A 12,559-nucleotide genomic window follows, 5' to 3' on the forward strand; every position below is an offset into this window, starting at 1 on the left:
GTTAAAAGTGTACAAAAAGTGTAAATAATCAGTAAAGAAAGGGAAATTCATGATGGAAAAAGGGAAAGTGTTACAAATTGGTTTGAGTTGCAATCAAGATTGTCTTGAGGCTGTCTTTTTTGAACAACCAGATCAACCGGTTTTTATTTCCATGCCTATCACTGAGAGTCATAATTTCATGGAAACTTTACTTTCAAAATTGATAAACAAACCGACACGGACATTAAAATTACTGTTTATTTGTGCTGTGTTTCCTCATCAAATTTGGTCAAAAACCTTGTTCTTACCACAGAAGTTAACAGCACAAGAAGCAGATAATCAATGTCGCTTTATGTTAGAAAAAGAATTACCTCTTTCCTTATCGGAATTATGGTTTGATTATTGTTCAATACCTCTAAAACAAAGTTTCCGTTTGGATATTTTTGCTATTCAGAAAACCGTTGCACAGCAATATTTACAGCAATTTGAACCATTAAAAATTAATGTGCTAGACACTATCACCAACAGCTTACAGCGTGCTTTTGAATATCAGATGAAAAAGGTATTACAGAGTACAGATTTGTTACTTTATCAAGACCAGCAAAGTTGTTTAGCTATACAGTTTCAGCCTCATCGAACTTTGGTGTTACAACAATCTCAAACAAAATTGACCGCACTTTATCATCAGTTTTGTCGCCATAACGAACCTGCAGCAACACATGTTTATTTTTATTCTACGTTACCTCTTCAAGAGGTATTACCAATGGATTGGGTAGAAGTTCAATCTGAACTGCCTTTAATTCCGCTTGGAAATGCTTTGTGGCAGCAGGAATTTATTCAGCAGGCGTAAAGCTGATGAGCTTTGGAGAGTAGGAATGAAAACTGGGATTAATTTATTACCTTGGCGATATGATGAGCATCAAAAACGATTAAAAAAGTGGTGTTTAAATGTAATGGTATGGTGGAGTACTTTGTTAGCTATTTTTTATCTTTTTACATTTTTTCAAGATATTTGGGTAACACGATTGCAACAAAAACAGGAGCATTTAAAACAAATTACAGCTGAATTAAGTAAAGTTAATTATCAAGTTAATACTTTGAATAAACAGCCCATGCAGAAACAACAGTTATCTACATTGAATCAACAACATGTTTTTCAGCTAATGACATTGATCGCTGATATACCGTTAAATCAAGGAGAGTTAACAAACTTTTCTTTTGAAAATCAAAATATTATTTTGCAAGGTAGAGTCGAGAATCATTCTGAACTTGAAGCTATTCAAGGATATTTGAATAACAAGCAGGATATAAAACGAGTTGATTTAGTCAATTTTCAGCCTGAAACGGACGGACTTATATTTCGTTTTAACTTGGTATTGTGATGAAAAAACGTGATAACGAAAAGGATAAATACAATGTTTCGTTGGAATGAGCATAATACTCTCTTTGCAAGGTATTTGAGATTACCTTATTTTGCACATATTACTTTATTTTTTGTGGTTAGCATTGCTGTATTATCTCCAACTTTATTCTCATTTTATAAAAATTATCAACAGATTAATCAACTTGAAGAACAATGTATTGAGCAAGAGACCTTACTTGCGCAACAAAGGCAACGGTTAACCAATTTACAGCGACGTTTTGAGAAAAAGGGGTTCACGCCACAATTAACCCAACAAATTGCAACATTAAATGAAACAGTCCAATTATTATCGCAAGGAATGTCTATCCATTCTTCCGAATGGTCGTTTCAATCTGAACCATATTTAAGATTGCAGCTTCAAAGTAATTTTACAGACTTTCGGCGATTTTTGACCGCACTTTTAACTCAATCTAAGTTAGACCTATTAGCTCTTGAGTTGAAGCAGGCGGAGGATATTGAGCAAGGTAGTATTTTGAGTGACGTGATTTTGTTATTGCCACGTAATGCATTGTTAAATTCAGAGATTTCAACAGTAAATAAGTAAAAATAATGAAGAGAATTACCATATTTTGTTTGTTAAGCTTGGCCAGTTTGGTGTACGCCGATCCCTTTGATAAAAGCCAACGAGCGCTTTCTGTATCATCTCAACTATCAGTTGAATCTTTCCATAACTTGGCTTGTGAGCAAGCAAGACACAATCATATTGTTTTTTTCGATGATGTACCTTTTCAAGAGTTGATCCTGATTGGGTTGTTAAAGCAAGAGAGTGATTGGCAAGCACTGTTTGTCAATAAAAAACAAGAATTGATCCAAGTGCAAAAAGGGGACTTTTTGGCCAAAGAAATGGTTCAAGTCGAAAACATAGATAAGCAATCTGTGCAATTATTGCTGCGAGAAAAGCCAAATTGCCAGAAAACAAGTCAACTTTTGTTGAGGTTATAGAGGTTGTGATGCGGATATTGTGGAAGTTAGTGTTAAAGTGCAGTCTATTGTTATTGAGCTTTATACAAAATGTACAGGCGGAGGAGGCAGAACGTTTTTCTATTCGGTTAAAACAAGCGCCGTTGTTACCAGTTTTACAACAGCTTGCCTTAAACCAAAATAAAAATGTGATCATTGATGATGAGTTAAATGGGTCATTGTCTTTACAGCTTGAACAAACGGATTTTGAAGCATTTTTTCGTGCTGTAGCGAAAATAAAGCAGCTTCAATTTAGCAAAGAAGGTGAGTTGTATTATTTAACTCAACAAAATAAGCCACAACGCGTTGAACAGCTTGAATATACGCCAGAAAATGCAGACAATCTTGTTACTTCAGCAATAAAATTGCATTTTGCAAAAGTAGCAGAAGTCATGAAATCTTTATCGTCAGGTAGTGGTTCTTTATTGTCGCCACAGGGCAGTTTAAGTTTTGATGAGCGTAGTAATTTGCTGTTAGTGAAAGATGTGTCGCAGTCGGTACGTAACATCAAGAAATTAGTTGCAGAAATGGATAAGCCTATTGAACAAATTGCCATTGAAGCTCGTATAGTTACAATTTCTGATGAAAGTCTAAAAGAGTTGGGCGTGCGTTGGGGATTATTAAATCCAACAGAATTGTCTCATCGTGTAGCTGGTAGTTTGGATGCGAATGGTTTTAGTCAAATTAGTGAGCAGCTAAATGTAAATTTTGCGACTTCAATTACACCAGCAGGATCTTTAGCTTTGCAACTGGCAAAAATTAATGGGCGTTTATTAGATCTTGAGTTAACTGCACTTGAGCGTGAAAATAATGTAGAAATCATTGCCAGCCCACGTTTGCTTACAACTAATAAGAAAAGCGCAAGTATTAAGCAAGGGACAGAAATTCCTTATGTTGTTACTAGTGGTAAAAATGAAACACAATCGGTGGAATTTAGAGAAGCAGTTTTAGGTTTAGATGTCACGCCGCATATTTCTAAAGATAATCAAATTCTCTTGGATTTAGTGGTCAGTCAAAACTCACCGGGTGCAAGAGTAGCGTATGGTTCAGGGGAGATTGTATCGATTGATAAACAAGAAATTAATACGCAGGTGGTTGCTAAAGACGGTGAAACCATTGTGTTAGGTGGTGTATTTCACGATAGCATGACAAAAGGTGTGGATAAAGTGCCTGTTTTGGGTGATATTCCTATGATTAAGCATTTATTTCGTAAACAAAATGAGAGACATCAAAAGCGTGAATTGGTCATTTTTGTGACACCTAGAATTCTCAAGTCGAAAGAATGAGGCTTCTGTTATTGCCTTCTAACAACGTCAAATTCGCTTGATAAAAATGATCAAAAATTTGACCGCACTTTTTAACGTTTCATCAAATAACCAAATAAATCGCCCATTAAGGTTGAAAAATAGGGCGATTTATTGAGATAATCTCAATTATTTTTTGGGTGATCTTTTTGCGACCAATGAGGGTCGCTTATCTATTTTATAAAAGATCATAATTATCAATATATTATATATAAAGAAGAAAAACTAGAGATGGCAGAAAAGCGTAATATTTTCTTAATCGGGCCAATGGGTGCGGGAAAAAGCACCATTGGTAGACAGTTAGCACAGCAATTAAATATGGACTTTGTGGATTCCGACGCTGAAATTGAGCAACGTGCAGGTGCGGATATCGGTTGGATTTTTGATGTAGAAGGTGAAGAAGGTTTTCGTAAGCGTGAAGAGCGAATTATTAATGAATTGACACAAAGACAAGGTATTGTACTTTCAACTGGTGGTGGCGCAGTACTTTCAAAAGAAAATCGTAATCACTTGTCAGCACGTGGAATCGTCATTTATTTAGAAACAACGGTAGATAAACAATATCAACGTACACAACGCGATAAAAAACGTCCTTTATTACAGGATGTAGATGATCCGCGTGAAGTATTAGAAAACTTAGCAAAAATTCGTAATCCGCTTTATGAAGAAATTGCGGATATTACTTTGCCAACTGATGACCAAAGTGCAAAAGCAATGGCGACTCAAATCGTTGATTTAATTGATAATATTAACGGTTAGCTAAAATAAAAATAGGATATTAAAATGTTGTGTGTAAATGTTGAGTTGAAAGATCGCCGTTACCCAATTTATATAGGTGCAGGCTTATTGTCAGATAAGAGTCGTTATCCATTAAAATCGGGTGATAAAGTGATGATCGTCACCAATCCAACTGTTGCACAACATTATCTTGCACAAGTTACTGAAACTTTAGAAGAAATAGGGTGTTCAGTGGATTCTGTGTTATTAGCAGACGGCGAAAAATATAAAACCTTAGACTCATTAAATTTAATTTTTACTGCTCTTTTAAAAGCTAATCACGGTAGAGATACCACTATTATTGCTTTAGGTGGTGGTGTGATTGGTGATGTTGCGGGATATGCTGCTGCAAGTTATCAACGTGGAGTGCGCTTTATCCAAATTCCAACCACTTTACTAGCGCAAGTGGATTCCTCGGTGGGTGGAAAAACAGCTGTAAACCACGAGTTAGGTAAAAATATGATCGGTGCCTTCTATCAACCTTGTACAGTGATTATTGATACCTTAACTTTATCAACCTTGCCAAAACGAGAAGTGAATGCAGGTCTTGCTGAGGTGATTAAATACGGCATTATTTTAGATGCTGAGTTTTTCGTTTGGTTAGAACAACATATTGACCAACTTGTCGTATTAGCACCTGAAGCTTTACAGAAATGTATCGCCCGTTGTTGCCAAATTAAAGCTAATGTTGTAGCTCGTGATGAAACTGAAAAAGGCGATCGTGCATTATTGAATTTAGGTCATACCTTTGGCCATGCTATTGAAACACACTTAGGTTATGGCAATTGGTTACACGGTGAAGCAATTGCTGCAGGTATGTTAATGGCAGCTGTGCTATCTGAGCAATTAGGTGACTTGAGTTTAGAAGATGTTGCTCGTATTGAAAAATTGCTTGCTCGTGCAAATTTACCAACAATATCCCCCGATAGTATGCAAGCAGAAGATTATTTGCCGTATATGATGCGTGATAAAAAAGTACTTGCAGGTAAACTCCGTTTAGTTTTGTTGAAAAAATTAGGTCAAGCTTATGTGGCGAGTGATACGGATAAAACACTTGTGCTTGATGCTATTCGTCGCTGTTCACAGGTTGACTAACTTTTATGTCACCTCCTTCAATTCGTTCTGTGGCTAAAAAAGCGAGTTCAAAAGCCTATATAAAAAAATCCCCAATAAAATACCGCCCTTTTTTAAAATGGGCGGGGGGAAAATTTCGTCTTACTGATGATATAAATAAATGTTTATCTAAGAAAAAATCATGCTTAGTTGAGCCTTTTGTGGGGGCAGGTGCGGTGTTCCTCAATACAAATTTTGAACGTTATATTTTGGCGGATATTAATCCTGATTTGATTAATTTATTCAATTTTGTCAAGCAAGACGTTGAGCATTATATTAAGAGTTGTAAGTCTGTTTTTTTTCACCCAGAAGCCAACACTTCAAGCTATTATTATGCAAGACGTGAGCAATTTAACCGCTCAAGAGATAGTTTTGAACGATCTATACTATTCTTATATTTAAATCGCTTTTGTTTTAACGGGCTTTGTCGTTATAACTCAAAAGATGAGTTTAATGTGCCTTTTGGTTCCTATAAAACCCATTATTTTCCAGAGAATGAATTGCGCTATTTTGCAAAAAAAGCACAAAATGCGACATTTATTTGCGCTGATTTTGCGACTACTTTTGCTTTAGCGGATGAAAATTCTGTGATCTATTGTGATCCTCCTTATGCCCCGATTGTGCAAGAAAGCAATTTCACTGGCTATGCGGGAAATGAGTTCTCATTAAATCATCAAAAAGTGCTTGCTGATTTAGCATATAAAACGGCACAAGAACGCCATATTCCCGTAGTAATTTCAAACCACGATACAGGGTTTACGCGAGAGATTTATTCTGGTGCAAAATTAAAACGTATTAAAGTGCAACGTTCGATTAGTCAACAGTCAGAAAAACGCGTTAAAGTCGCAGAGTTAATTGCCTCATTTTCAGTAAAAACATAAAAAGTCGTACCCTAAGTCTCAATGGATTAGTCACTCACTAAACTAGGAAAAAGTGCGGTACTTTATTCTGAATTTTTGACGATTAGCTGTAAGCAAATTCAGGATTAATAATGAATTTGAGCTTGGTAATTGTTGGATAATCATGGCGTACTAGGTTCAGTAATTCTTGTTGGTGAAAGAGTAAGGCTTGTCTAACGGTTGCATTAGTCACTTCAAGAATCAATTCATTTTCGTTGATATCAGCCACTTGATATAAACCTTGATATTGTGCTGGGAAAAGGCGTTGTAAACGTATATTGAGCTCATTTAAAAACAAGCCTTTTTTCATAATTTTGGCAAGGCTTGAATTTTCAATTAATTCACATACATTTACGGTTTTTTCATATCGCATAGCCTTGTTTTCTCACTTTTTACCTCAATATCTATGACATTGTAGCGAATTTCCGCTACAATACGAGAGATTTTTTAATTAAGGTTATATGATGATTTTAAGGAAAGGTAAGCATAGTTTTTGGTCGCAGTTGCTCTTAAGCGTGATTGCGATTTTTGCGTTACCTGATGCACAAAGTTTATCTCATCAAACCAATCTTCCCAATGAAAATTATCAAAAAGCACAATCTGTTCAAGAACAGTTCCTCCGTGCCGTATCTCTAGTTAAACAGGTTCAAAAACAACAATTTATTCATATTGATGCTGTTCCTGAAACTTCTCCAATTTTAGTGAAAGTTGAACCTCACTTTTATGTCGAATATTTTCACATTATTCCACCTATTCGAGCAGGTCCTGAGACGATCTAACCTGAATTTTGACATTTTTAAAATTGCGGCTGATTGCATAAAATCAGCATGTTGTTAGATCATTTTTATTAGAAGAAAAGACTATGTTTAGAAGCATTATTACCAAAGTATTTGGTAGCCGTAATGACCGTATTTTACGTCGTTTAAATAAAACTGTATTAAAAATCAATAAATTAGAACCTGAATTTGAAGCGTTAAGCGATGATGAATTAAAAGCCAAAACAGCGGAATTTAAAGCACGTTTAGAGCAAGGTGAAACCTTAGAGCAACTTCTACCAGAAGCCTTTGCAACAGTGCGTGAGGCAAGCAAACGTGTGTTGGGAATGCGCCATTTCGATGTACAGTTAGTGGGCGGTATGGTATTAACCAACCGGTGTATTGCAGAGATGCGCACGGGTGAAGGTAAAACATTAACTGCAACTTTACCTTGTTACTTAAATGCGTTGACAGGCAAAGGCGTACATGTGGTAACTGTGAATGATTACCTTGCTCGTCGAGATGCGGAAACTAACCGCCCATTATTTGAGTTTTTAGGAATGAGTGTGGGTATTAACGTGCCAGGCTTATCGGCAGTACAAAAGCGTGAGGCCTATGCTGCGGATATCACTTATGCTACTAATAGCGAATTAGGTTTCGATTATTTACGTGACAACTTAGCGCACTCTGCTCAAGAGCGTTTCCAACGTTATTTACATTATGCGTTGGTGGATGAAGTGGACTCAATTTTAATTGACGAGGCTCGTACACCATTGATTATTTCAGGTCAAGCAGATGACAGTTCAGAGCTTTATCAAACCGTTGATAAACTAATTCCTAACTTAGTTAAACAAGACAAGGAAGATAGTGATGAATATCAAGGCGATGGTGATTTCACACTTGATTTAAAAACTAAACAAGCACATTTAACAGAACGTGGTCAAGAGAAAGTAGAACATTGGTTAGTGCAACAAGGTTTAATGCGTGAAGATGAGTCTTTATACTCACCATCGAAAATTTCTTTATTACACCACGTTTATGCTGCCTTACGTGCGCATACTTTATTCGAACGTGATGTGGACTACATTGTCAAAGATGGTGAGATTGTAATCGTTGATGAACATACGGGGCGTACAATGGCGGGGCGTCGTTGGTCTGATGGTTTACACCAAGCTATTGAAGCCAAAGAAGGTGTCCGTATCCAAAGCGAAAATCAAACTGTGGCATCTATTACTTACCAAAACTACTTCCGTCTATATGAAAAATTAGCGGGTATGACTGGTACGGCGGATACCGAAGCATTTGAGTTCCAGCAAATTTATGGTTTAGAAACTATCGTTATTCCAACTAACCGTCCAATGATTCGTGATGACCGCACGGACGTAATGTTTGAAAATGAAGATTATAAATTTAAAGCGATTATTAAAGATATTCGTGGTTGCGTTGCTCGTAAACAGCCAGTGTTAGTGGGTACAGTGTCGATTGAAAAATCCGAGCTTTTATCTAAAGAGCTAGATAGAGCGGGAATAAAACACAACGTATTGAATGCGAAATTCCACGCACAAGAAGCGGAAATCGTTGCAAATGCGGGATATCCAGGAGCAGTAACAATTGCAACTAATATGGCGGGTCGTGGTACAGATATCGTATTGGGTGGTAACTGGAAAGCTGAGGTTGCTAAATTAGAAAATCCAACGCCAGAACAAATCGCAGAAATCGAAGCGGCTTGGAAAGAGCGCCATGACATTGTGAAAAATGCAGGTGGTTTACATATTATCGGTACAGAGCGCCATGAATCTCGTCGTATTGATAACCAGTTGCGAGGTCGTTCTGGTCGTCAAGGTGATCCGGGTTCTTCACGTTTTTACTTATCACTTGATGACGCGTTAATGCGTATTTACTTAAATGAAGGTAAGTTGAACTTAATGCGTAAAGCGTTCAGTGCTCCAGGCGAAGTGATGGAATCGAAAATGTTGGCTAAAGTGATTGCTTCTGCACAAGCGAAAGTAGAAGCACATAACTTCGATGGTCGTAAAAACCTACTTGAGTTTGATGATGTAGCCAATGACCAACGTCACGCAATTTATGCACAACGTAATACATTATTAGATAACGATGACATTTCAGATACGATTGATGTGATTCGTGCTGACGTATTTAATCAAGTGATTGATCAATATATTCCACCACAATCTTTAGAGGAAATGTGGGATATTCCAGCATTAGAGCAACGTTTAAAACAAGACTTTGCTTTGGATTTACCACTTGAGAAATGGTTAGAAGAAGATAATCACTTTGATGAAGATGCATTGCGTCAACGTGTGATTGATTCTGCTGTTGCTGAATACAAACAAAAAGAAGAAATCGTAGGTGCGCCAACAATGCGCAGTTTCGAAAAAGGGGTGATGTTGCAAACCCTTGATGAACTTTGGAAAGAACATTTGTCTGCAATGGATCATCTGCGTCGCGGCATACACTTACGTGGTTATGCACAAAAAGATCCAAAGCAAGAATATAAAAAAGAATGCTTCCAAATGTTCACAGATATGCTTGATGCATTGAAATTGAGCGTTGTGACGACATTAAGCCGTGTTCAAGTTCGCACTCAGGAAGAAGTTGAGCAAGCTGAACGTCAACGTCAAGAAATGGCGCAACGTGAAAATGCGGCAATGCAATTTAATGGAGCAGAGAGCACAGAGCAAGCTGTTGAGCCGGATCATAAGATTGGTCGTAATGAGCCTTGCCCTTGTGGTTCAGGTAAAAAATACAAACATTGCCACGGTAGTAAAGCAAAATATTAATTATTTGCAACAGGCATAATTTAACGTAAATCACAAAGTGCGGTAGGTTTTGAAAACTTTTTAAAATCGGACCGCACTTTTTTTCAAGGATAAACTATGAAAAAACCTGTAGTTCAAGTGGCCGCTGGCATTATTCGCAATGAGTTTGGGCAAATCTATTTAACTCAGCGTTTAGAAGGGCAAGACTTCGCACAGTCTTTGGAATTTCCTGGTGGAAAAGTTGATAAAGGTGAAACGCCTGAACAGGCATTAAAACGTGAGTTAGAAGAAGAGATTGGTATCCATATTTTACACGCTGAGCTTTATGAACGTTTTCAATTTGAATATCCAACTAAGTTGATTTCTTTCTATTTTTATTTAGTTGATGAATGGTTTGGTGAGCCTTTTGGACGAGAAGGGCAGGAAGGTTTTTGGATTGCTCAAAATGAATTAGATGCGGGACAGTTTCCTCCTGCTAATGCAAAACTTATTCAGCGCTTATTAGCTGAAGAAAATCACTAATTAGTCTATATAAATAAACCCTGCCACAATGAGCAGGGTTTATTTTTAAAGTCTAAATTTTATGTATGGATTGTATTTTGTTCATCTGTCTGATGTCGTTGTTCTAATTTTTCTGAGGCTTGTAAGCAAGATTGTTCTTGAATGTATTGTGGTAGTGATGAGAATTGTTTTTTGACCTCTGCATATTCTCGCTTTAGATTTACTGACTCAGAAGCAGGAATTGCATTTAATAAATTTTCATATTCTGAAAAGTAAGCAATACAGCTCGGTGCAAGTTGTGCAGATGAAATCTGTGTTGCCATGCTCAAGGTTATCATTAATAGTAGTTTTCTTTTCATTTTAATTCCTTTTAAATAGTCTGTAATTTACCAATTTCCGAAATGGTGGTTAATTCTAGAACTTAGGAAAAATAATCTCAAATTTTATGTGAGATTTATTGATAAAACGCAAATTATTTGCAGATATGAATAGATAAGCTCACTAACTTGTCCCAAAGATCATCGCTAAAATCTTGTTTTGCAGCTCGTTCAATATCGGCTAATTGCTGAAAAATTAGATACAGTTTTTGATAAGTGAAGCGTTGAAAGATTTGAGTGAAAAGTGGACGGCGGTTTTGCCACACTTTTAAGCGATCAAAATTTTCACGTAGTTGGTGAGTAGGTAATGGATCCGTTAATACGTATTTTTGTGTTGGTTTCGCTAATTCAAGTAAGGTTATTAGATCGCGCTGTAAGGTACGCAATAAAATGATTGGTTGCATATCTTCAGCTTTTAAACCCATTAAAATGCGATTAGCTCGATTAATTTTTCCTTCAAGTAATGCATCAACCCATTGGAATGGTGTGAATACAGAGGATTGTTCCACACTATTTTGTACACGTTGGTATGTGAGTTTATTGTCAGGATAGAGCAGAGAGAGCAGTTGTAAACTTTGTTTTAACGCTAAGAGGTTATTTTCGTAGCTATAACAAAGTAATTGTACTGCTTGTTCATCAATGTTCAGTCCCATTGATTTTGCACGTTGTAGAACCCAGCGAGGCAGTTGTTCAATTGTTGGTGTTTGGCAATTGACTAAAATCGCTTGTGGTTCATAAGCGTTGGCTTCGGTGAACCATTGTTGTTTTTCAGTGGCTTTTGCCAGTTTTGGTAACTGTAAAACGAGTAGCACGTCTTCATTTAACAAGCTAATGAGCTCTTGCAAATGTTGTTGTAAAAGTGCGGTCAGATTTTCAGGTAAATTGAGAAATAGGATCTGTTTATTAAAAAATAATCCCATTGATTGGCAGCGTTCAAAAATATCATTCCAATCTGTATTGGCGTCAATTTGAATCACATTTTTTTCATCAAAACCTTGGTTTAAGGCGAATTGGCTGATGAGATCTTGGCTTTCACTTAACAATAGCGGATCTTGCCCCACTAAATAATAGACTTTTGCCAGTCGATTAGTGAGAGAAGATCCGAGTTGTTCAGTAAAAATACGATTCATTCTTTATTTTTGAACTTGGTGTTGTAATGCAACCATTTTGGTAATGAGTTGGCGTGCGGCTTGTTCACGCATATCATTCCAAATCACGTCTTTTTCAGCAGATTTTGCTAAGGCAGCACGTGAGTTATCAAAGAAAGTGCGGTTGACTTTTGCTGAAATTGGGAAGGTTGTGTTATTCGGTAATTTCACACTTGCTTCAACTTCTAATAACAGCACTTTTTCAGCTTCACGTCCGTGCTTAAAAATAGAGGCTACTTTGTCGTTAGTGCTAATTTTATGTAAATGTAACACTGGTACATTGGTTTGGCTTTCGACAAGGTTCACATTATTTAGCTGTAATTGCTTTCTTAACACAATTGCCATTTCACTGTAAGGATCGCTACTTTCTAGCGTGAGCGTTTGTAATGCTGGAGGAATGAGTCCACCATTTTGGAATTGCAAGCCACAAGCACTTAAGCTAAAAAGTATTGCTGTGAATAACAGACGTTTAAGTTGTTTTAACATAGTTCAATCCTCAATTTCCCTCTTAAAAAAGAGGGAAATATTAAGATAAATAAGACG

The 12,559-nt window shown here is 36.8% G+C and carries 15 protein-coding genes; 11 read left to right on the plus strand and 4 right to left on the minus strand.

The features are described 5' to 3' along the window. Positions 1-52: 52 nt before the first annotated feature. The 8 genes from CKV78_RS10175 to CKV78_RS10210 all read left to right on the plus strand — a co-directional run bounded on the left by CKV78_RS10175 (position 53) and on the right by CKV78_RS10210 (position 6,437). A complete protein-coding gene (locus CKV78_RS10175; protein WP_081442243.1) occupies positions 53-829 on the plus strand; it encodes a hypothetical protein in 777 nt (258 codons plus the stop codon). 25 nt (positions 830-854) lie between these two features. Next, a complete protein-coding gene (locus tag CKV78_RS10180; RefSeq protein WP_005764891.1) occupies positions 855-1,361 on the plus strand; it encodes a PilN domain-containing protein in 507 nt (168 codons plus the stop codon). Positions 1,362-1,394: 33 nt separating this feature from the next. Beyond that, positions 1,395-1,946, plus strand: coding sequence for a hypothetical protein (locus tag CKV78_RS10185; protein ID WP_005764893.1), 552 nt, complete (start codon positions 1,395-1,397; stop codon positions 1,944-1,946). A 5-nt stretch (positions 1,947-1,951) separates the two neighbouring features. Further along, the gene (locus tag CKV78_RS10190) at positions 1,952-2,344 is read left to right on the plus strand and encodes a pilus assembly protein PilP (protein ID WP_005764895.1); all 393 of its coding nucleotides are present in this window, start codon (positions 1,952-1,954) and stop codon (positions 2,342-2,344) included. 8 nt (positions 2,345-2,352) lie between these two features. Beyond that, positions 2,353-3,648, plus strand: a complete 1,296-nt coding sequence (locus CKV78_RS10195) for a type IV pilus secretin PilQ (protein WP_005764897.1) — start codon at positions 2,353-2,355, stop codon at positions 3,646-3,648. 249 nt (positions 3,649-3,897) lie between these two features. Next, positions 3,898-4,425 carry a shikimate kinase AroK gene (gene aroK, locus CKV78_RS10200; RefSeq protein ID WP_005764899.1) on the plus strand — a complete coding sequence of 176 codons (528 nt, stop codon included), beginning with the start codon at positions 3,898-3,900 and terminating at the stop codon, positions 4,423-4,425. A gap of 24 nt (positions 4,426-4,449) precedes the next feature. Beyond that, positions 4,450-5,538, plus strand: coding sequence for a 3-dehydroquinate synthase (gene aroB, locus CKV78_RS10205; RefSeq protein ID WP_005764902.1), 1,089 nt, complete (start codon positions 4,450-4,452; stop codon positions 5,536-5,538). Positions 5,539-5,543: 5 nt separating this feature from the next. Then, positions 5,544-6,437, plus strand: coding sequence for a Dam family site-specific DNA-(adenine-N6)-methyltransferase (locus tag CKV78_RS10210; protein ID WP_005764905.1), 894 nt, complete (start codon positions 5,544-5,546; stop codon positions 6,435-6,437). A gap of 82 nt (positions 6,438-6,519) precedes the next feature. On the opposite strand, the gene CKV78_RS10215 is transcribed toward CKV78_RS10210, so the two are convergent. Then, a complete protein-coding gene (locus tag CKV78_RS10215; protein ID WP_005764907.1) occupies positions 6,520-6,828 on the minus strand; it encodes a DciA family protein in 309 nt (102 codons plus the stop codon). A gap of 91 nt (positions 6,829-6,919) precedes the next feature. Here CKV78_RS10215 and secM point away from each other — a divergent pair, with 91 nt between their 5' ends. The 3 genes from secM (at position 6,920) to mutT (ending at position 10,512) form a co-directional block, all read left to right on the plus strand. Further along, complete coding sequence (gene secM / locus CKV78_RS10220; protein WP_032855657.1) at positions 6,920-7,234, plus strand: secA translation cis-regulator SecM; 315 nt, start codon at positions 6,920-6,922, stop codon at positions 7,232-7,234. 83 nt (positions 7,235-7,317) lie between these two features. Continuing rightward, entirely contained in the window at positions 7,318-10,011 is a 2,694-nt protein-coding gene (gene secA, locus CKV78_RS10225; protein ID WP_005764910.1) for a preprotein translocase subunit SecA, read from the plus strand. Positions 10,012-10,107: 96 nt separating this feature from the next. Next, the gene (gene mutT / locus CKV78_RS10230) at positions 10,108-10,512 is read left to right on the plus strand and encodes an 8-oxo-dGTP diphosphatase MutT (RefSeq protein WP_005764912.1); all 405 of its coding nucleotides are present in this window, start codon (positions 10,108-10,110) and stop codon (positions 10,510-10,512) included. A gap of 59 nt (positions 10,513-10,571) precedes the next feature. Here the strand turns inward: mutT and CKV78_RS10235 are convergent, their stop codons facing one another. The 3 genes from CKV78_RS10235 to CKV78_RS10245 all read right to left on the minus strand — a co-directional run bounded on the left by CKV78_RS10235 (position 10,572) and on the right by CKV78_RS10245 (position 12,502). After that, on the minus strand, positions 10,572-10,850 hold the full coding sequence (locus tag CKV78_RS10235; RefSeq protein WP_005764914.1) for a DUF5339 family protein: 279 nt from the start codon (positions 10,848-10,850) through the stop codon (positions 10,572-10,574). 113 nt (positions 10,851-10,963) lie between these two features. After that, a complete protein-coding gene (gene holA, locus CKV78_RS10240) occupies positions 10,964-11,998 on the minus strand; it encodes a DNA polymerase III subunit delta (protein WP_005764916.1) in 1,035 nt (344 codons plus the stop codon). A 3-nt stretch (positions 11,999-12,001) separates the two neighbouring features. Further along, on the minus strand, positions 12,002-12,502 hold the full coding sequence (locus CKV78_RS10245; RefSeq protein WP_005764918.1) for an LPS-assembly lipoprotein LptE: 501 nt from the start codon (positions 12,500-12,502) through the stop codon (positions 12,002-12,004). Between the last annotated feature and the right edge of the window lie 57 nt (positions 12,503-12,559).

The organism is Pasteurella dagmatis (genome assembly GCF_900186835.1).
GTDB classification, from domain to species: domain Bacteria; phylum Pseudomonadota; class Gammaproteobacteria; order Enterobacterales; family Pasteurellaceae; genus Pasteurella; species Pasteurella dagmatis.

Bases quoted from the DNA above. Each gene is read 5' to 3' on its own strand.
- CKV78_RS10175 (WP_081442243.1), top strand. From the start codon at position 53: ATGGAAAAAGGGAAAGTGTTACAAATTGGTTTGAGTTGCAATCAAGAT.
- CKV78_RS10180 (WP_005764891.1), top strand. From the start codon at position 855: ATGAAAACTGGGATTAATTTATTACCTTGGCGATATGATGAGCATCAA.
- CKV78_RS10185 (WP_005764893.1), top strand. From the start codon at position 1,395: ATGTTTCGTTGGAATGAGCATAATACTCTCTTTGCAAGGTATTTGAGA.
- CKV78_RS10190 (WP_005764895.1), top strand. From the start codon at position 1,952: ATGAAGAGAATTACCATATTTTGTTTGTTAAGCTTGGCCAGTTTGGTG.
- CKV78_RS10195 (WP_005764897.1), top strand. From the start codon at position 2,353: ATGCGGATATTGTGGAAGTTAGTGTTAAAGTGCAGTCTATTGTTATTG.
- aroK (WP_005764899.1), top strand. From the start codon at position 3,898: ATGGCAGAAAAGCGTAATATTTTCTTAATCGGGCCAATGGGTGCGGGA.
- aroB (WP_005764902.1), top strand. From the start codon at position 4,450: ATGTTGTGTGTAAATGTTGAGTTGAAAGATCGCCGTTACCCAATTTAT.
- CKV78_RS10210 (WP_005764905.1), top strand. From the start codon at position 5,544: ATGTCACCTCCTTCAATTCGTTCTGTGGCTAAAAAAGCGAGTTCAAAA.
- CKV78_RS10215 (WP_005764907.1), bottom strand. From the start codon at position 6,828: ATGCGATATGAAAAAACCGTAAATGTATGTGAATTAATTGAAAATTCA.
- secM (WP_032855657.1), top strand. From the start codon at position 6,920: ATGATTTTAAGGAAAGGTAAGCATAGTTTTTGGTCGCAGTTGCTCTTA.
- secA (WP_005764910.1), top strand. From the start codon at position 7,318: ATGTTTAGAAGCATTATTACCAAAGTATTTGGTAGCCGTAATGACCGT.
- mutT (WP_005764912.1), top strand. From the start codon at position 10,108: ATGAAAAAACCTGTAGTTCAAGTGGCCGCTGGCATTATTCGCAATGAG.
- CKV78_RS10235 (WP_005764914.1), bottom strand. From the start codon at position 10,850: ATGAAAAGAAAACTACTATTAATGATAACCTTGAGCATGGCAACACAG.
- holA (WP_005764916.1), bottom strand. From the start codon at position 11,998: ATGAATCGTATTTTTACTGAACAACTCGGATCTTCTCTCACTAATCGA.
- CKV78_RS10245 (WP_005764918.1), bottom strand. From the start codon at position 12,502: ATGTTAAAACAACTTAAACGTCTGTTATTCACAGCAATACTTTTTAGC.